The organism is Arthrobacter sp. 05T47 (genome assembly GCF_056395825.1).
Window position 1 is genome coordinate 1 of record NZ_JBFTKG010000031.1, and the last position, 19,283, is coordinate 19,283.

At 60.2% G+C, this 19,283-nt stretch carries 13 protein-coding genes and 1 pseudogene; 8 read left to right on the forward strand and 6 right to left on the reverse strand.

Translation table 11 applies throughout. The annotated features are described in order from the left end of the window. A pseudogene (locus AC1DEY_RS17800) lies at nucleotides 1–618 on the forward strand (FAD-dependent oxidoreductase); the annotation flags it as partial. Nucleotides 619–640: 22 nt separating this feature from the next. On the opposite strand, the gene AC1DEY_RS17805 reads toward AC1DEY_RS17800, so the two are convergent. Beyond that, nucleotides 641–1,408: a hypothetical protein gene (locus AC1DEY_RS17805; protein WP_476869120.1), complete on the reverse strand. Its 768-nt coding sequence runs from the start codon at nucleotides 1,406–1,408 to the stop codon at nucleotides 641–643. Nucleotides 1,409–1,826: 418 nt separating this feature from the next. Here AC1DEY_RS17805 and AC1DEY_RS17810 point away from each other — a divergent pair, with 418 nt between their 5' ends. Then, nucleotides 1,827–3,182: a DNA cytosine methyltransferase gene (locus tag AC1DEY_RS17810; RefSeq protein ID WP_476869158.1), complete on the forward strand. Its 1,356-nt coding sequence runs from the start codon at nucleotides 1,827–1,829 to the stop codon at nucleotides 3,180–3,182. Nucleotides 3,183–3,283: 101 nt separating this feature from the next. On the opposite strand, the gene AC1DEY_RS17815 is transcribed toward AC1DEY_RS17810, so the two are convergent. Genes AC1DEY_RS17815 through AC1DEY_RS17830 form a run of 4 tightly spaced genes read right to left on the reverse strand, consistent with a single transcriptional unit; the run spans nucleotide 3,284 to nucleotide 10,708 of the window. Continuing rightward, nucleotides 3,284–5,362, reverse strand: a complete 2,079-nt coding sequence (locus tag AC1DEY_RS17815) for an AIPR family protein (RefSeq protein ID WP_476869121.1) — start codon at nucleotides 5,360–5,362, stop codon at nucleotides 3,284–3,286. A 3-nt stretch (nucleotides 5,363–5,365) separates the two neighbouring features. Beyond that, a complete protein-coding gene (locus AC1DEY_RS17820) occupies nucleotides 5,366–6,376 on the reverse strand; it encodes a PD-(D/E)XK motif protein (RefSeq protein WP_476869122.1) in 1,011 nt (336 codons plus the stop codon). Continuing rightward, on the reverse strand, nucleotides 6,361–9,252 hold the full coding sequence (locus tag AC1DEY_RS17825; RefSeq protein WP_476869123.1) for a Z1 domain-containing protein: 2,892 nt from the start codon (nucleotides 9,250–9,252) through the stop codon (nucleotides 6,361–6,363). The genes AC1DEY_RS17820 and AC1DEY_RS17825 overlap by 16 nt, the downstream gene beginning before the upstream one ends. Continuing rightward, entirely contained in the window at nucleotides 9,242–10,708 is a 1,467-nt protein-coding gene (locus tag AC1DEY_RS17830; protein ID WP_476869124.1) for an ATP-binding protein, read from the reverse strand. The genes AC1DEY_RS17825 and AC1DEY_RS17830 overlap by 11 nt, the downstream gene beginning before the upstream one ends. A gap of 1,163 nt (nucleotides 10,709–11,871) precedes the next feature. Between AC1DEY_RS17830 and AC1DEY_RS17835 the strand changes: the two genes are divergently transcribed. Next, complete coding sequence (locus AC1DEY_RS17835) at nucleotides 11,872–12,045, forward strand: transposase (protein WP_476869159.1); 174 nt, start codon at nucleotides 11,872–11,874, stop codon at nucleotides 12,043–12,045. Between the two features lie 72 nt (nucleotides 12,046–12,117). Here AC1DEY_RS17835 and AC1DEY_RS17840 read toward each other — a convergent pair whose 3' ends face one another. Next, nucleotides 12,118–12,666, reverse strand: a complete 549-nt coding sequence (locus AC1DEY_RS17840) for a hypothetical protein (protein WP_476869125.1) — start codon at nucleotides 12,664–12,666, stop codon at nucleotides 12,118–12,120. Between the two features lie 347 nt (nucleotides 12,667–13,013). Between AC1DEY_RS17840 and AC1DEY_RS17845 the strand changes: the two genes are divergently transcribed. From AC1DEY_RS17845 to AC1DEY_RS17865, 5 genes are all read left to right on the forward strand, one after another. Continuing rightward, nucleotides 13,014–14,048 carry a LacI family DNA-binding transcriptional regulator gene (locus AC1DEY_RS17845; RefSeq protein WP_476869126.1) on the forward strand — a complete coding sequence of 345 codons (1,035 nt, stop codon included), beginning with the start codon at nucleotides 13,014–13,016 and terminating at the stop codon, nucleotides 14,046–14,048. Nucleotides 14,049–14,186: 138 nt separating this feature from the next. Continuing rightward, a complete protein-coding gene (locus AC1DEY_RS17850) occupies nucleotides 14,187–15,509 on the forward strand; it encodes an ABC transporter substrate-binding protein (RefSeq protein WP_476869127.1) in 1,323 nt (440 codons plus the stop codon). Nucleotides 15,510–15,588: 79 nt separating this feature from the next. Beyond that, nucleotides 15,589–16,635, forward strand: a complete 1,047-nt coding sequence (locus AC1DEY_RS17855) for a carbohydrate ABC transporter permease (protein ID WP_476869128.1) — start codon at nucleotides 15,589–15,591, stop codon at nucleotides 16,633–16,635. After that, on the forward strand, nucleotides 16,632–17,567 hold the full coding sequence (locus tag AC1DEY_RS17860; protein WP_476869129.1) for a carbohydrate ABC transporter permease: 936 nt from the start codon (nucleotides 16,632–16,634) through the stop codon (nucleotides 17,565–17,567). Before AC1DEY_RS17855 ends, AC1DEY_RS17860 begins: the two co-directional genes overlap by 4 nt. After that, the gene (locus AC1DEY_RS17865) at nucleotides 17,564–19,258 is read left to right on the forward strand and encodes an alpha-amylase family glycosyl hydrolase (protein WP_476869130.1); all 1,695 of its coding nucleotides are present in this window, start codon (nucleotides 17,564–17,566) and stop codon (nucleotides 19,256–19,258) included. The genes AC1DEY_RS17860 and AC1DEY_RS17865 overlap by 4 nt, the downstream gene beginning before the upstream one ends. Nucleotides 19,259–19,283 lie beyond the last annotated feature (25 nt).

The window sequence follows — 19,283 nt, forward strand, 5'->3', positions numbered from 1 at the left end:
GCACAATTCGGCCCCGACTTCGGACTGAACGGCCTCACCGTTGGGCAGCTGCCCTCCCCCGCGGCGAGGTTCGCCTGCAACCCGCTGGTGTCCGGCGCCGACGGCGGCCACAACATCCACCTGCGGGACCTCGGCCGCCGCGGCGTCCGGCTGCACGGCCATTTGGAAGCAGCCGACGACGGCGACCTCGTCTTCAGTGATGACCTTCCGGAACGCCTGGGCCTAGTGGAGGCTGCGTTCTACCAGCGGATGAAGCCGATGTTCGACAGCTATATTGCCGCCACCGGCATGACCGCGCCGGAGCCGGAGCCGCAGCGCACGGACGACTGGCTTCCTTCGGAACCGGCGCGGCTGAACCTCGAGGCCGCCAACGTCACGTCGGTTCTCTGGGCCACGGGCTACCGGCTGGACTTCAGCATCCTGGACATCCCGGTCCTGGACGAATGGAACTACCCCCGGCACCACCGCGGCGTCACCGAACACCCGGGCTTGTACGCCGTCGGGCTGCCGTGGCTGACCGGGCACGGCTCGTCCATCGTGGCGGGCGTGGGCCGCGATGCCGAATACATTGCGCAGCACATCGCGGAGAACAATGCACAGAACACCGCCGTCCGGTGACGGCGGCGTTCCAGAGGGGTGGCTACGCCCTATAAGGCCCGTCGAAGTACACAGGCGCGGCGAGGCCGGCCGAGCTGAACCATTCCCTGGCCCGGGCCTGGACCGCGGTTGTCGCGAGTCGCTCGGCTACAAGCTCCGGCGGCCCGCCGAACACGGACTTCCCCTCCTCCAGGAAGCCCCCGGTGCCGCTGCCGGCGAGGCGCTCGAAGAGGGCAGGCTGGTCGAGGAAGGGAAGTTTCCCGCCGTCGCTGTCGGTCAGCACGCCCCAGCGCGAGGCGAACAGCGAAAACTCCTCCGGACGGTCCCCGTGCTCCGCCACGAGCGGGCAGGCTACGCCGTCGAGCCGGATCCGCCGGTAGTTGGGCTCCGTCTCGTCGAGGGCCAAAAGTTGGAGATCGTCAAGCCACGCAAGCCAGACCGCTGTGCACTCCCCCAGCAGCGGATACGGGGCGGCGGCGATGTAGCCGGCCTTGCTCACGTGCGCGGAGTGGCCAACGCCGATGTTGTGGAGCTGCCCCCGGACCAGCGGCAGGACCGCGTTGACGGGCTGGTGGTAGTTGGCAAATTTCCGCCGCATCACGTCGGCGCTTGAATTCGAGCCGATGGAGACCACCAGGGAACGGGCGTCCAGGGGTGCCGCGCGGGCTTGCGCGAGGGCTTCATCTAGCCCGACTGAAAGCTCAAGGGGCCGAAATTCATTGCCCTGCATGACACCCGAGGCCACGGGCGAGTCCCACGGATACAGCAGCGGATCGAGATGGCCAGCGCCGCCGGCCGCGCTCAGTCCCACGGGCTCGGCCGGGTGAAGCCGTCGGCATCGTGCTGGAGACTAATCAAGGTGGCCCGCTTTCGTGGCTCGGGACTTCCAGTGTCCCGCACTTGGCCCACGTCGCGGACGATCCCGGCCGGAGTCCACGATGTCGCCGCGCAGGATGACGAACGCGACGACGGCCTGGCCGGTGGCTTCGTCGGTGGCGCTCGAATTCCGCGGTGGAGGGCTGGTGGCTTCCCCTCACTCCTCCCTTGCGAGCTACGTCGCTGTTGTCGGGGATGCCTGGTATCTTGGAAGCTCCGTTTGTTAGTTGATAGAGGATGCCTTGATACCGATTGTTGATTTGTTCGCTGGTCCTGGCGGCCTCAATGAGGGTTTTTGCAGTGTCCTCGATGTCAACGGTGGGCGCGTCTTCGATAGCGTGGCGTCCTTCGAGATGGATGCACTTGCGTGCAGGACTCTGAAGCTTCGTTCGACCTTCAGGGCACTTAGAGAGAACGGCGACTTGGCTCCGTACTACAAGTACGTAACTGGCCAAGCCACTTGGACGGAAACGTTGCATGGCGCGTTCCGTAGTGCCCATGAATCTGCATCGGAGCACGTATTCCAAGTCGAGCTCGGAGAAGGCGCACGAAAGAGTGTCGATTCCACCATCTTGGAAAAACTTGGTCCAATTGAGAGTCGAGGGCATTGGGTCCTAATTGGGGGCCCCCCTTGCCAAGCGTACTCGTTGGTCGGACGGTCTAGGCGGACCAGTGATGAAACGTTTGAAAGTGACCACAAGCATTTCCTGTACAGGGAATACCTCCACATTCTCGATGAGTTTCAGCCGTCGATATTCGTGATGGAGAACGTCAAAGGTTTGCTGTCTTCTAGGAACGCGGGCCAAGGTATGTTCCATAAAATATTGGATGACCTTCGGAATCTTCCAGGCGGTGTTCGTTACGAGATCCGATCCTTGGTCGTTGACGTCGATCCTGAAGACCTTCAACCTCAGGATTTCATCATTCGAGCGGAAGAACACGGACTGCCGCAGAAACGCCACCGTGTCATTCTCTTGGGTGTCAGAAGCGATCTCGCACATCGAATTCCCCGTAGGACATTGGAGCCATCGAGCAAGCCAGTTTCGGTCCGTGATGCAATTGGTAGCCTTCCGTCACGAGTCTCCAGCCCTTCTGGCCGCTTACCCAAGCGAATGTTGAACTGGGAGAACGAATTGGCTGTGGCAATTGCTGCTGCCACGCAAATTATCGATCCTAGGCTGAATCTGACGGACTCCGACAACCAGTCAGCGAAGGAACTTCGTAGCTGGCTCGAAGATGACAACGTGGCGACCCCTGTGCAACATGTGCCCCGGTCCCACATGATTTCGGACCTAGTCCGCTACCGCGTCATGGCGGCCAAAGCATTGGAGCTTGGGCGAAGCCCGAAGTACTCGGATCTGCACGAGTCGTTACACCCGGATCACAACAACATCAGCCAAGAGAATACGCCTTTTACTGACCGGTTCAGGGTTCAAGTGTGGGACCAGCCATCAACGACTGTGGTGTCGCACATATCGAAGGATGGACATTACTACATTCATCCGGATCCGGTTCAGGGACGGAGTCTTACCGTTCGTGAGGCGGCTCGTTTACAGACCTTCCCGGATAACTACTTCTTTGAGGGATCGAGAACTCAGCAGTTCCACCAAGTAGGCAATGCCGTGCCCCCACTTCTGGCGAGGAAGATCGCCGACCAAGTCGCCTTGATGTTGGGTTCGCTATTCAGTAGTCCAAAGGCTGATGGTTAGACCCGCGCTCGGAGCGATAGCAAACGGCTGGCCAACCTCAATCCACAGGCGGCCAGCCGTCGGTCATGACCCGAGCTTGAGACTCACGTCGGGGTTGTGCCTCAAATGGTAAACCCATCAAATCCGGCGGTGTTTGCTCGGGCCACGAGCTGCAGAAGCGCTTTCGATTGGGCCTCCGTCGGAATGCCAGACCGACGTCCGGTGCAGACGCCGAGGATCGAAGTTTCTTTTGGGGTTGCCACGCGCACCCTCGAAAGGAAGGCCTCCAGTTCAAGCCATTGCTCTCGGGGCGTCTCTACGATGCGCGTCTGAGCTTGGATGCCCGAATCGATTTTTTGATTCGACTTAGCCATATTTTGTCGTCGAATTACGGCTGTCGGGTCGGCAAGCCAGGTCGAAGCGTCGTCAGGCAACCGCGACGGAATCGCACGGACTTGCGTCCAACAGTCTTCGCGCTTTGCCCACTCCGTGACGTTTTGAACCAAACGATGTTCGGATACCAAGACACGCCGAACATCGAAGGCTAACTCTACGCAGTACTCCAAGAGGTTTGGGGACACGGCCTGCTGGTTCCATATTTTTGAGAAATCAAGAACGCTATTCCCTGCCCTAGTTTCAACTATATTCGCCAGCTTCGCAATCGTATATGCCACGATGTTGGCAAGATATCCGGACTCATCCTTGTACCAGGCGGTCTTTGAAACTTCCCGGCGGACAGAGTTAAACAGAATGTTTTTCGACACGCTGTCGCGGAAAAACTCATCATTGAAGTCATCAGGAGAACTTTCCCATCGCTTTGAAATGGCCACCGCGAAGTTTAGAAAGTTTTTCTGCGCCCCGGCGCTGACGATGTGGGGTTTTTGATCCCAAGATGTCATGTACTTAGCAAGGTCGGTCTTCGTAAACATCTGCGATTTAGGATTCTCCTGCTCAAACCGGAGAGCCTCTGATGGTACACGACGCGTTTTCTCATTTGAGAATTGGCCGCGAATGCGCTCGTAGTACCACTTGCTTTGAATGCGATTTCCGGCCACGGCCGGTATCCGTACGCGCCGTGAAAGGTCTTCAATTCTTTGATGGAAAGGGCTATTGGAGAAGAAATCAGCGGCGCTGACAGCATTCTGGCTATTTGCAAATCGGGAAATGTTGGGAACTAGTGACTGTGCCCGGTCTTCGTCTACCATCACAAGTTTCATGGGTACGACTACGTTGGCTAAGACGGCCTTGGCTTTCTGCTCCCGACCAACATAAAACAGGCTTGCCGTGGTCTGTCCGCCGTTGACAATTTGAAGGTCCACAACGCTCAGAATGGAGGAACGGTCGGCGGACATCTCCACCTTCGTAGCTGTCGCCGTAATCCCGTTGTTGTAAGCCATAAACAAGTGCGGAGACGCATTAACAGTGTCGCGGATGCCCTTGTTTACCTTTCCTCGATTGGACAGATAGGACCGGACGTTGCTTTCAAGCAGTCGGTTGCCGTGCCTTGAATAGAGATCCGCTAGCAAAGATCCAGGAACGGCCGCTAGATACGTCGCGAAGTCCTCCGTGCCTGCTATCTCCAGTGCCGGGATGCCGGTCGGCGCCCATTCAGTGACATTGATCTGTAAGGCTTCACGTTGTTGCTTTGACTCGTGCAGTTGATGGAATCGTTCGATGTCCCAGAATGAGAAATCGACGGGTACACCGTTCAGCTCCTCGCTCGGCAAATCACGCAGCCTGTCGCTGAGTTTGCCGTCGGTTACCAAATGAAGCCGGAACCTAGTGATGGATGCTCGTCGGAGCCGGATGTCAATTGCCGCTTGAACCGCCGGCGAGCTGGCCTCGCGATCGACCTCAAACTGTCCGGATGTGGCCTCGTCTAGGAAATACTGGAGGGCCTTCAATGCATTCTTGGCGTCTGTAGTCGTGACGGTCGAAATTTCAGGTGTTCCATGGTGGAGGCCCACGACGAGACTGGCCGTGTCGTCAGAGGCAGATAAGTCGTACCCCTGGACCCGGAGCTTGCGCTTCCTTTGGCCGATTCCCTCGAACTGAAGGACTTGGATTTCCTCGAACTGGTCTGCTTCGCTCAAGATTTCACCACAGCGACGAATGAACGCGTCTAGTGTGTAATCACCTGACACACTCGCGTCCGTTGCGACGTCCTGTTGAAAGTCCACGTAATAGTCGTTGAGATCCATATGTCATTCCTCCTCCTCGGCAGCTGGTGTCAGTACCAGATCGTTGATGTTGCGTTCGTATCCGCTAATTTCGCTTAGTTGTATTTTGTAGCTGACTCCGGTGACCCCTTGCGGAACCATCCTGGCTGTAATCCGTGGGAATTCACCGGAAACCTCGTAAAATCGAACACTTGTGCAGGACAGATGCGTGTCTTCGTAGAAGGCATCACTTAGATCGATTTCATGTTGCGCTAGCGCGTCCTCAAACGACTGGGCCAAGGCTGGCTGCCCATGGAAATGGTGACGGATAGCGGCCACCAGCTCGGGCAACGTCATCGACCCGGCAAACGATGACCTTTCATCGAGGACGGTTGCAATTGCAATGTAGATGTCCTCGCCATCGAGCTGGTACTCGGAGGCGATGTCGAAAGCTCGCGATGTTGGATGGACGCTCTTGACCTCTACAGAGAATCCTGGGAATAGGAAGTCTTGGTCGGCCATGAACGGACCTTCCCATGCGCTCACAGCGGCAGCGGCTGACACGATCGTCGAGCATGTCACAAAGCCGACGTGCAGCTCGGCAAAAAACCCGCGGAGTTCCGCCAAGGACATCCTGTTCGGGGTCGCGAAGAGTTTCTTCCATTCGGACACCGATTCCATGAATGCATGGACGCCTTCAGCCTCTGATGAGGTCGCACTCACGCGGGCATAAATGTGTTCTGCCAACTGCCTGAAAACAGCCTCAGATTCTGCCGCCGTAAGAGTTAGCGAGAGCGTCCATTTTCCGTCGAGATCTCGTTGTCGTCGGTGGACTTGGACGGCCGAAGAGAGGGGAGGGCTTCCGGGCTTGGCTGTCGCAACGTATCCAAAAGTAAGCCATCCTGTGGTTTCAAGCCCATAGAAGAGCCGCAGCGGGAGGCTTGGATCGACTTCCCAAGCCCCAACATGGCTTGACGACCGCCTGGTGTCCCACTCCGTGGCGCTCCACACCAGGCTTCCGTGTACTGGGCGGCCGTCCGTCACGCTGTCGACCATGATTCGATGTTGAGGAAGCCGTAGCGCTGGGCAACCTTGTTCAGAAGGTATTTACCCTTTCCTGATTCATCCTTTTTGCCTTGATCCGCTGGCTTGGGCAATGCGATCTTGAGGGCCACGATTGCTTCGAGCCCATCAATTGTTGCGGGGTCGCTCTTCTGAACACTCGTAGTCCATTTCTTGGTCTCAGGATCTTTTGTCCGGGAACGCTCGACTTGAGTAATTTGAGGGGCCAGCGCGTAGACAAAGAGAATGGGACGCGCTAGATGTTCATAGAAGTGGTCCTCGGCAAAGGCGGTCGATTTGTTTGGACGGCCATCGACTATGGTCTGAAGGGTCTCAGCGGGAATCATGGATTGAAGGTCGGTTCTACCTGCCAGCCTCGACGACTTGTCCGAAATCAGCCATTCCCCCGAACCGGCAATTTTGCGAGTACCTTGGCGCCGGCCGTTGGACCCAGAAACGAAGGGCCGATGGGTAATGGTTCGCTGTGGCATCACAAGGTCAACTGCGCCCAAGCTCAGATTCGGAATGGCGCCACGGGAGCGTTCACCTTCCACGAATACAACGTCCCATGTTGAGAAGTTGGGATGAGTGGCGTTCTGCACCATATTGACTAACACACCATCGTTAAAGTAGGCATCCGCTGCGCTAGGTCGGAAACCCGATAGCAATTGCGCGACATGGTCGCGGTCCACCCCGTTATAGCGGGGCCACTTATATATGTCCCTGTCCAACGGCACATAGTCCGCGGCCAAAATGTCCGAAAAAGTCCGAAGGGCTTCGAGATTTTTCTTTTGCTGGTCGATGCTATCGGTGAGCTTCGTGGTTTCGAGCCGCTGCCCCCGGAGGTCGACGGTCTTGTCTGCTGAGATCGCACTTCGCGACTTGTTCCGGGCTGTGATCAGGAGGGCCTCAGGGCTTTCCCTAACTGCCAGGCCGAATTCTCGTGGTGTGCGCCCAGAAGTCTTCATGAGCTTCAACTCTCCACGCAGTTCTTCGACAGCGTCCCCTACGAACCTGTAGTTGTCTGCCGTTTCTGAGGAGATCCATAGACGGCATAATTCCTCGTATCCATCCCTGTAGCCGAACCAACGAGCCATTTGCATCATCGTGTCCGCTGCGCGAACGGATCGGTGGAAGTAGCTCACCACAAGGTTGTCCAAGGTCAAGCCGCGGCTCAGGAGGTCGCCGCCAACCGCGATCTGTCGAGCTGGGACGTCCGGTTCAAACTCGATATCGACCCCGAGCCGGTCCGGGTCTGAGTTGTACACCTTGACACGGATGAGGCTGACTGCAGAGTGAAGGACTTCCGCGATTTGGTGCCACGTATAGCCACAGTCTTGGTATTCGTCCTGAAAAGTCTCATGCACGGTATCGATTGATGAGTTGGGCACGCCTTGCAAGTAAGTAGCCCCGTGAACCTCAAGCGCGTCCTTGAGCGTAGCCAGCTCCGTGGCAACCAGATCGCCGACGATGGCTTGGACATTCTTGAATCGTGAAACATTGACAAGCATTGATCGCTTAAGCGAAGCATTGCCATTGAGATCCAAGACCGCGTTGGCCACTAGATAGGAGCGTATGGCGGCTCTCAGACTTCTTGGCAGGGATGTAACTACATGCCCGGTCTTATGATTGGTAGGAAGCCAATGGTGCGCGTCGTCGAGTGGGCGGAGTATCGAATCGTCGGGCTCGTCAATCGTTCCGAAGATCCGCTTTATTCCAACATACGTCGACGGTGCTTCGAGCCCGTAAATGTAGTCCTCTGGAAAAAGATCTAAAACGTTCTCCTCTTCCTCCCCTTCATCTGAGGTAATCGTCATCTCAGCTTCATTGTCGATGAAAATGTTTGCAAACGGCGTAGCCGTGATGGCGAGATAAGACGAACGCTCAAAGCGGTTTAGCAACGACCGTATCGCCTTGTTGATCGCGGTTGGATCATCACCTTCATTATTGGTGTTGACTGAAGCGTAATCCGATTCGTCGTCGAGAAGGAGGAGCGGGACATCCACCTTAGGTTTGTCGGCGTCCAGGTTGCGTGCCCAGCCAGCCAATGCTTCCAATACAAATTTGTTTTTCTTCACTACGAAAACGAATGGTTCATTGGAGTTCTTGGAAACCGTTATGGCGGTTCCGCGTTTCGTGGCTTGCAGGAAATCCATCGCCATGGTCGTCATGCTTTGTGTGCTCAGGACCTTCTTGTCAATCAAACCCACACCGATGGTGGACCTTTGCCCTGTAGAAGTGGATCCATTGAACGCCAAGACCTGCGTGTCCCGACCAAGGATTCCCTCGTCCACCCTCTCTTGGGTCTGGCGACGGAGGTACTCAGTGTTGCCGGCCAATATGATGACGAGCCGATAGCCAGCGTCGGCTGCTTTATTTATGAGCGCCAAGTAGTTTTGGGTCTTGCCGGATTGGACGTCACCGATCAGGAGGCCTCTCCGGGACCAGCTACCATCCTGAAGTGGATTACCTGCAAGGTCGAGGACTTCGTCCGTGAATTTGTCTAGCTTGTTGAGAACGTCGGAAGACCGTTTCTTCTTCGCAAGCAGCTTCCGATATGCCCGCCATCGCGTCCATACAATCGATGATCGTGCTTCATCCAGCCACGGAACGTGGTCTTCCTTGGTCACTAAGGTGCCGATTTCGATTGTGGCCAGCAGAGACTTAATAAGTCGAAGGGCGACGCCCTCAAGCTGAACATCCGTGGCACCAGGAACCTGCATGGTCCCGAAGCTTACAACGGCTTTACGGATGGCCTCCTCCGTAATTCCCGGACGTGGTTCCTGAGTTAGGGGGTCAACGTTCCAAGCATGGATGGCCTGCTCCAAGCGGTCCAAAGACTCGGACAAATCCTTAAGATCAGAGTTCATTTCGTGCAACCTTTCGAAGGAGGCTCTCGGGGTCTGCGGCTGAGCTAAACAGGTCAGAGACCGCGAAACTTGCCACAAATTCATCTGGTGTAGAACCCAAAAGTGAGACGCATTTCCATATCTTTGTGGCTTCAACGACCAAATCCGCATGGGCTAAAGAGGACGGGGCGTAGGTGAAATCTTGACCAAGAAGGTTGTACGCGTGATCAACAGGGAAACTGCGTTCGAGGAGGCCCAAAAGCGTTTGGAATGACTTGAGTCCACCCGGTCCAGCAGCGTCAGCCATCGCGGAAACCAGCGGATGCTTCCGATTAATTTCGTAACGGAACGCGCCATCCTGATCCACAACGTTCCAAGCCGGAATGACAGTCCCGGTCGATGTAATACGCCCGCGATACTCGGCGACTCGGCGGCTTGGGGCGATCATTTTTTCTGACACGCTCTTAAGCCGTTCGCGGATGATGGTGGGTGGTGCTGCCTGTGCCTTCTTAATATCGAGGGACCAGAGGTGATCCAAAGTATTTGGAATGTCGACGCGGACACGGGCCAACTTGCCAAGTTCTTGCTTGGGCATAATTCGGAACCATGTTCCCCAGATCACAAGACGCTTCTCGCGATAGATGTAAAAGCCTTGGCTGTCACGCAAAGACCCGCTCACTTGGGCGAGCTGGCGCTGTTTTTGTGTGAGCTTGTTCAGATTGGGGAGTGTAAATGCTTGGAGAACTACTGATCCGCCGTCAACCGTTATTTGTTCGGCGGGGCCCACTTGGGTTGCTTTATGAGTGGGCATCAGTGGATCCGCGCCCTCGACAGGACGTGAGTTGAGTGCCATCTGCAATGGCTTTCCATGCTCGCCTGCAAGAAATCTGTGGAACACCAATCCAAGATGGTCTCGCAGCTCAACGAGAGCACGGTTCAGCCCGGTGTCAAAGTCGCCATGTGTGCTTTGCAAAATGTCAAGGTTTCGCCACAACACCAGGGTTCCGGAACCGTGCTCGTTAAGCAGTTCAAACCCAGGGAGACCAACACACTCTTTGTCGTCGAGCTCGATCAAACTCCACGACTGCGTTCTCTGTAGATGGTCGAGATCCCACTCGTAGCCGCAGAGGACGCCATTTCGTCGGGACACAACCGTCAGTCTCCGGCATTGTGACAATGAAGCTGTTTTCAGGCCAAGACCGAAACGGCCGAGATCCGTCGATGATCGGGCGGAAGTAGAACTTGTACCAGCTAGGCGCATGGCATGCTGGGCCTGCTCGGCTGTCATGCCGGTGCCATTGTCGATAACGGCCAAGTAGTCTTCTGGCTCACTTCCGACTCGTATCTCCACGTTCGTGGAGCCGGCCGTGATGGAATTATCAATGACGTCGGCGACAGCCGTGGTCAGGGTGTATCCAACGGCGCGCAAGGACTCCATCAAATGCGGGTCCGGCACCATCGTTATTTCCGAGCTCATTCATATCCTCATGATGCAGAGCGCGATCCAAACAACACTGCTCGGATCGTGCGGGCCCTCCGGGCCGCTATGCCAACCAGTACAGCCTCGCAGACGCCAGCGACAATAAACGCAACTTTCCACGGCATGTCGTCCAGGGACACGGCCTTACAAGCATCCGACGCGCAGACTCCGGCGGACCTGAAAGAACGCGGCCGGGCACTGATACGTTCGCCTCTGGCCGGTAACCCGGTGGGCTTTCCACTACGTAAGCGCCAACTACAACATCCTTGGCTTTCGTGCTGTGGCTATGCATCACCTAGGCACCGCCAAATTCGACGGGCACCTGTTCGTCGTGCCCGTCCCGTTTCCGGACGTCGGCCTCCGACTGGTGCCCGCCCTCGCCACTGCCCCCTCCCGCGGACGGTTTGGCTGTCACTAGGATGGGACTGGTAGGACGAAAGGTCCTGTATTTTTCTAGACCTCAACTTGCAGACACCGTCTGGAGATGTCGGCATGCCCAGAGCGGACGGGTAGATTATCGGACTATGTGGGAGACTTTTTGGCCTGACGTTTTGGTCGCAGTCGTAGGGGCGGTGCTAACTGTTGCCATTGCTTACGGCACTTTCTTGATCCAGCAGCGTATGGCTGAGAGGCAGTTGCTGACAAATCTCGTTAGCGATCTGAACCATCGGCGCGCGCTCAGGAATATTGCTCCGCGGGAGATGCCAGGCGCGCGCGGATTTGAAGATTATGATAGGACGAGCCAAAGCGTCGTAGACATACGCGATCAAATACGGTCAACGCGAGAACGCTTGCCGCCGAATTCTCGTGCTCACCGATTGCTGTCAGCAATGCACTCAGCCTGCAATCGGCACCTGCATCATTCTTCTCGAAATCCGGACCACTACCAGTTCCATCTCGAGGACCTTAGAAACGATCTTGAACTTGGTGTGACCGAAATTTCTCGACAAGTCCGAAAGGTTAAGGCGCTACGACCAGGCTCAGCGGCCTACTGAATACCTCAGCCTAAACTAGCGCTTGTTCTCCAAAGTGCGGTGTGGCGATAACAGCTTTTGCCTCCGGCCCCAGCCAGCGGCGAACCCTCTCCGAGGGAACCTAGACGATTTGTTGTGAGGGCCACGGCCGCGGCGTGCCGCTACGCCGCGGTGATTATGGCATTGATGTGCCTGCAGGGCATCCAAATGACGACCGCTGTCGGGCCGGCCGTGGAAATCGGGGACTGGATCCGCTTCACCGGTTCTTCCGTGGGTTCCTACCTCGGGCTGGTCCCCGGCGAGGAATCCTCCGGTCAGTCCCGGCAACAGGGTCCGATCACCAAAACGGGGAACACTTAGGCCCACAAACCCCTCATCGAAGCTGATGACATGAACCGCCAGGTGATCCAGAACGGCCCCGTTTTCTACGCGCTAGTAACCAACGAGAAGAACGCCCAGAAACGGCAACCGCAGGCGTTGAGATGCGTAAATTGCATCCAGTTGATTCTTAGTATTTGCGTATGCCGATATCGTTGTTACTTTCGATGTTCCGTGCCTATATTTCTTCGGCATAAACAATACGAGGTAGTTCGCATCCAGCAGAAGCGATGTGCGTAGTATGTCTCTATAGTCTGCATTGTTGGAAGCTCCCCTTCCTGCTTCCACCTCTACGGCGATTCCAAGTCCATCGTGAAAGGCGTCAATTTCGTAGCTCACGCGGGCCAATCCATTTTCGCCGAAAAGGACCGGTCTGCGAATTTTCTGAGCGTTTTTCTTGCCTGTCTCAACCGCATAACCCAGCAGTTCCAACGAAGAACGAAGCAGAGCTAACACGGCGTCGCTTTGCATCCTCGAAGAATTGACCGAATCCGTATCAAGGCGATCTGCGAGAGGCGTCACGGCGTCCGCTAGGTCGCGAACCCACTCGGGATAAGCATTGTTGTTCGGATAATACATCCAAGATGGATACGGGCTGTTCACTTGCTGATTCTACGTGATGGCACACCCCCGTCAGCATTCAATGTCCCGGGCATGTCTTGTTCCAGACCAACTACTGCAAACGCAATGTCGGACGGCGAAGTGACTAAACAGGGGAATAACAACCCACGCCCAGGGCGGTGAACCACATCTTGCCCAATCGTGAAACGCTCGCGCAGACGCGTAGCCCGCCAGCTCCACCCGAGTCGTTTACGAAACGCAACGCGATCTCGCGACCACCCCTTACTGTTGATTCTGCACCGAACGAAACCGTTTACGTAAACCGTTTTCGTAGCTCGCCGCCATGACGGGCGGCGAGACCCAGCAGGCACCCTCGGGGAGGAGGAACAGTGGTCACCATCCGCGATGTCGCCAAGCACGCCGGCGTCTCTCCGGCCACCGTCTCCCGGGTTGTCAACGGGCTGGTGGGCTACTCGGACGAGACCCGTGAACGCGTCGAGAACGCGGTCAAGAGCCTGAGTTACGAAACGGACTACCTCGCCCGGGGACTGAAGACCCGGCAGACTTCTGTGATCGGCCTCCTCGCCCCGATGGTTTCGGACGCCCTGGCGTCCCAGGTCATGCAGGGCGTGGAGGAGGAGGCCCAGGAGCGCGGCTACGCCGTGATGCTCGGCCGCACCGGCGCCAAATCCGCCTACATCGCCGGCTACCTCCGGACCCTGCGCACCTACCGGGCCGCCGGCGTCATCCTCATCTCCGCGGTGATCACGCCGGAGGCCAGGCAGCTTCTGGGGCCCAACGTCCCGATCATTTCCGTCGCTATCAGCGACAAGTCGGGCTCCCCCAGCGTGGCCATCGACGACGAGCAGGCAGCCTACGACGCGACCCGTCACCTGCTGCGGCTCGGCCACCGGCGCATCGGCCTCCTGACCGGCGATCCGGCGTCGATATACGTCGCCCAGCCCCGCAAACGCGGCTACCTCCGCGCCATGACGGAAGCCAACTGCACCCCGGTCACGGCCACCGGCAGCTTCTTCTACGAAAGCGGCGCCGCCGGAGTCGACGAACTGCTCCAGCAGGAGCCCGGTCTCACCGCGATCTTCGCGGTGAGCGACGAGATGGGCGCCGCCGTCGTCAACGAACTGCAGCGGCGCGGACTCCGGGTGCCGGAAGACGTCTCCGTCCTCGGCTTCGACAACACCTCCACCGCCCTGCACGTGAACCCGCCGCTGAGCACCATGGCCCAACCGCTCGAGGACATGGGACGGATGGCCGTGAAAAAGCTGCTCCGCTCCCGCGACCTGGGGCCGAAGATCATGCCGCACCGGCTGATCGAGCGCGGCTCCACCGCGCCGCCAAGCCAAGCACCGGCGAACCAGACCCCGCCCGGCGAACAAGTCGGCGACCAGGCCCCACCCAGCTAGCCAAGACCCCACACACCACCCACCAACGGCGGCTGCCGGCACTCTCCTGTGCCATCAAGCAACCACCGCCGCAGTTCCGCATGCACCAAACCACCCGCACCACCCGCTCGCACCACCCCAATAAACAAGGAGCAACACATGAGGCAGCGCCGCCGCACCTGGCAGACCCTTCTCGTCACCACCGCATCCCTGACCGTCGCCGCCGTCGCCCTCACCGGCTGCGGCGGGACCGCCACGGACGCGAAGGGCGCCCCGAAGGCCGCCGCCGCGTCCTTCGAGGGCAAGGGCCCCATCAACTACGTCTCCAACCGCGATGCCTCCGGCGCCGCGAACAAGAGCATCGAGGAATGGAACGCCGCCCACCCGGAGGAGAAGGTCACGTTTATCGAACTGCCGGACTCCGCGGACCAGCAGCGCCAGCAGCTCATCCAGAACGCCCAGATCAAGTCGGACACCTTCAGCGTCCTGAACCTGGACGTCGTCTGGACCTCCGAGTTCGCCGCCAACAAGTGGATCCTGCCGCTGCCCCAGGACGCGATCCCCACGGACAAGATGATCCCCGCCACCGTTAACGCCGCGACGTACCGGGACACCCTGGTGGGCGCCCCGTATTACACCGACGGCGCGCTGTTCTATTTCCGCTCGGACCTGCTCAAGGCCGCCGGCATCGCCGCTCCGCCCAAGACCTGGGACGAAATGAAGACCGCCTGCAAGGCCATCCTGGCCCTCCCGGAAGCCGCGGGCATGTCCTGCTATGCCGGCCAGTTCGACAAGAACGAGGCCCTCACGGTCAACTTCTCCGAGGCCGTGGCCTCCGCCGGCGGCACAGTGGTGGACGCCGAGGGCAAGCCCACCGTCAACACCGCCGAGGCCAAGAAGGGCCTGAACCTGCTGGTGGACGGCTTCAAGGACGGGCTCTTCCCGTCCGACGCCATCACCTACCTTGAAGAGCAGGGCCGCCGCGCGTTCCAGGACGGCAAGCTCGTCTTCCTGCGCAACTGGCCCTTCCTGCACGCCTCCCTGAGCGCCACGGATGGCTCCAGCAAGGTGGCCGGCAAGTTCGGCATCACCTCCATCCCGGGCACCGACGGCCCCGGCGTCTCCACCCTCGGCGGCCGCAACCTCGCCGTCTCCCCCTTCACCGCGAACAAGGCCACCGCCCTGGAGTTCATCAAGTTCTTCACCAGCGAGGAGCAGGCGCAGAAGCGCCTCGCACTGTCCTCCCGCGCCCCGGCGTACGCGTCCCTCTACGCGGACCCCGCCGTCGTCGCCAAGCGCCCGTTCTTCCCTACCCTGCTCACCTCGCTGAACAACGCCCAGCCCCGCCCCAAGGTGGTCAAGTACGGCGCCACCACCAAGGCCATCCAGGAAGAGGCGTACGCGGCCATCACCGGCAAGAAGGACACGGACACGGCCCTGAACGACATGCAGGCCAAGCTCACCGAGCTCTCCGCCAAGTAACTCCGCCCCATAGCACCAGCCGGGCCGGCCGGTTCACCCCGGCCGGCCCGGCAGCTGCAACCCTAGTGAGGTTCCCCGAATGACGACGACGACCGCCCCGCCCGCCGGCGCGCGAACCGGCACGCCCCAACCAGCCAGCCCGCGCAAACGCGGCCACCGCGGCACCCGCACCGCCGGCGAAGGCCGCATGGCCGCGCTGCTGCTCTCCCCCACCATCCTGGTCCTGGCCCTGGTGATCGTGTACCCGCTGCTCGCCGCGGTGCACCAGTCCCTCTTCCGCGCCGAATCCGGCCTGGACGCGGACGGCTTCGTCGCCGACGTCGACGTCGAATCCTTCGTGGGCCTGGCCAACTATGCCGACCTCTTCGTGGGCGAAACCGGCCGGCGCTTCCTCAACGCCCTCGGCAACACCACGTTCTTCACCGTCACCACGGTGTTTCTCGAGACCGTCCTGGGTCTCTGCCTGGCCCTCGCCATGAACCGCGCCTTCCGCGGCCGGTCTTTCCTGCGCGCCAGCATCCTGGTCCCGTGGGCCGTCCCCACCGCCGTCTCCGGCCTGCTGTGGCGCTGGATCTTCCAGTCCGACGGCATCGCCAACACCCTGCTCGGCAGCGAAATCCTCTGGACTGCCGAGGGCAACGCCTCCCGTGCGGCCATCATCATCGCCGAAGTCTGGAAGACCGCCCCGTTCATCGGTCTCCTGGTCCTCGCCGGCATGCAGGTCATCCCCGGCGAAGTCTACGAGGCCGCCAAGATCGACGGCGCCGGCTGGTGGCGCCAGCTCGGCTCCATCACGCTCCCGCTGGTCAAGCCCACCCTCCTGGTCGCCGTGCTGTTCCGGATGCTCGACGCGCTGCGCATGTTCGACCTCCCCTTCGTGCTGATCGGCCCCGGCAAGGAATCCGTGGAAACCCTGTCCATGCTCGCCTGGGACGAATCCAACCAGCTCCGCTACGGCTCGGCCTCGGCGTTCGCGATCATGCTGTTCCTGTACGTCGCCGTCGTCGCGATCGTGTTCGTGAAGGTGCTCGGCGCCGATGTCACCGGCACGAAGGAACTGAAGCTGATCTCGAAGAAGTCCCGCACGAACGCAACCCGCACCCGGAAGACCGAGGCCACCCGATGACCATCTCCGACCTCCGCAACGCCGCGGCTGACTCCGGCGCCACGGGCGCCACCGGCACAGGCACGCCCAAGGCGACCGCCGCCGTCGTCGGCCGTCCCGAAAAACCCAAGCGCACCTGGCGCTCCTATTCGGTGTACCTGGGCCTGGCGCTGATCTTCGCCTACTGCCTGGCGCCGTTCTACTGGATGCTGGTCTCCAGCTTCCGCCGCACCGCCGACATTTTCGACAACACCCTGCTCCCGGCGCCGTTCTCGCTGGAGAACTACGCCAAGGTGTTCGACGGCTCCACTATGTTCGGCCAGGCGCTGCTGAACTCCCTGATCGTGGCCGGCACCACCACGGTGTTCGCTCTGCTGCTCGGCGTCTTCGCGGCCTACGCCATCTCCCGGCTGAACTTCCGCTTCAAGTCGGTGATCCTGGGCGTCATCATCGCGACGTCGATGTTCCCCGGCATCTCCGTGGTGGTGCCGCTGCTGCGCCTCTTCACAGACCTCGGCTGGATCAACACGTACCAGGCGATGATCGTCCCCAGCCTGTCCTTCGCGATCCCGCTGGCGGTCTGGAACCTCACCACGTTCATGAAGGCCCTGCCGTTCGACCTCGAGGAAGCAGCCATGATCGACGGCTGCACCAAGTGGCAGGCGTTCCGCCGGGTCCTGCTGCCGCTCGCCGCGCCGGGCGTCTTCACCACCGCGATCCTGACCTTCATCCACAGCTGGAACGAATTCATCATCGCGCTGTCCATGATCAACGACCCCAAGATCCAGACCGCCACGGTCGCGATCTCCAAGTTCACCGGCGCCACCGAATTCCAGGCGCCCTTCGGCGAGCAGATGGCCGCCGGCGTCATCGTCACCGTACCGTTGGTCATTATGGTGCTGATCTTCCAGCGACGGATCGTCGAAGGCCTCACCGCGGGCGCGAGCAAATGAGCCCTGTTCTGAGCTCTGTGGAGGGGACCGCTCTTGCGCCGTCCGCCGACTGGTGGCAGTCCGCCGTCATCTACGAGGTCTACCCGCGCTCCTTCGCCGACGGCGACGGCGACGGCGTGGGCGACCTCGCCGGCCTGATCGCCCGGCTGCCGTACATCGCCGCGCTCGGCGTCGACGGCATCTGGATGACCCCGTTCCAGCCCTCCCCGCAGGTGGACCAGGGCTACGACGTGACCGACTACTGCGGCGTGGACCCGCTGTTCGGCACCATGGAACAGTTCGATGTGCTGCTTTCCAAGGCGCATGAGCTGGGCCTGCGGATCCTGCTCGACGTCGTCCCCAACCACTGCTCCTCCGAGCACCCGCTATTCCAGGCGGCCCTCGCCGCCGGCCCAGGCTCGCCGGAGCGGGACATGTTCCACTTTGTGCCGGGTCCGTTGGGCATGTCCTACGGTGGCGGCGACGGGTCCGCGTCTGACGCCGCCGATACTTCAGCCAACGACGCTTCAAACAGCGATGTTCCGCCGAACAACTGGCAGAGCGTGTTCGGCGGCCGGGCCTGGAGCCGCGCCAACCCAGAATCGGTGACGGACACGGACTGGTACCTGCACCTGTTCTCGGCCGGGCAGCCGGACTGGAACTGGCGCAACCCCGCCGTCGGCGATTACTTCGACGGCGTGCTGCGGTTCTGGTTCGACAAGGGCGTGGACGGGCTGCGGATCGACGTTGCGCATGCGCTGTTCAAGGCCGACGGGCTGCCGGATTCGCCCTCAACGGGCGGGGTGGTGGACGGGTTGCGTTCCAACCCGCAGGTCTCGGACCAGGAGGATGTCCACGAGGTCTACCGCCGCTGGCGCACCCTGGCCGAGAAGTATGAGCCGCAACGGCTGCTGGTGGGCGAGGTCAACCTGGAGCCTGCCCGCGCCGCCCGCTACACCCGGGCCGACGAGATGCAGCAGGCCTTTGCATTCGCGTTCGTGAAACTCGGCTGGAATGCGGAGGCGTGGGCCGCCGTCGGGAACGAGCTCGAGGCTGCCCGGCAGCTCCACGGCGCCGCCCCCACCTGGGCGCTGGAGAACCACGACATCGTCCGCTCCGTCACCCGGTTCGGCGGCGGCGAGCTCGGTGCTCTTCGCGCGCGGGCGGCCCTCGTGGCGTTGCTCGGACTGCCCGGCGCCGCCTACCTCTACCAGGGTCAGGAGCTCGGGCTGCCCGAGGTTGACGTTCCGGTGGAGGCCCGGGTGGATCCGATGTGGGCCCGCGGCGGCGTCTGCCGCGACGGCGCCCGCGTCCCGCTACCCTGGACCGAAGACGCGGCACTGAACCACGGCTTCACCCTTTCTGAGACCGCGGCGGACCCGTGGCTCCCGGCCCCCTCGGACTGGGGCGCGCACGCGATCGAGCGCCAGGAGCATGACCCGGACTCCGCCCTGAACCTGACCAAGGCGGCGCTGGAGTTGCGCCGGCAGCTGTGGAAGAACGAGGTGTTCACCGCGGACGACGGCGGCACCTGGCGGGTCGAGCCCGGCAACCTCCTCATCTGCGACCGCAACGAGCACTTCCTCGTCGCGGTCGCAATGGGCGCCGAGCCAGTGCAACTGCCCGCCGGGACCGTGCTGCTCAGCGCCACGCCGCTGCCAGAGGACGGCTGGCTACAGCCGAACAACGCCGTCTGGGTGCTTCGCGGCTAAGGATTCGCCGAGCTGACCGAAAAGG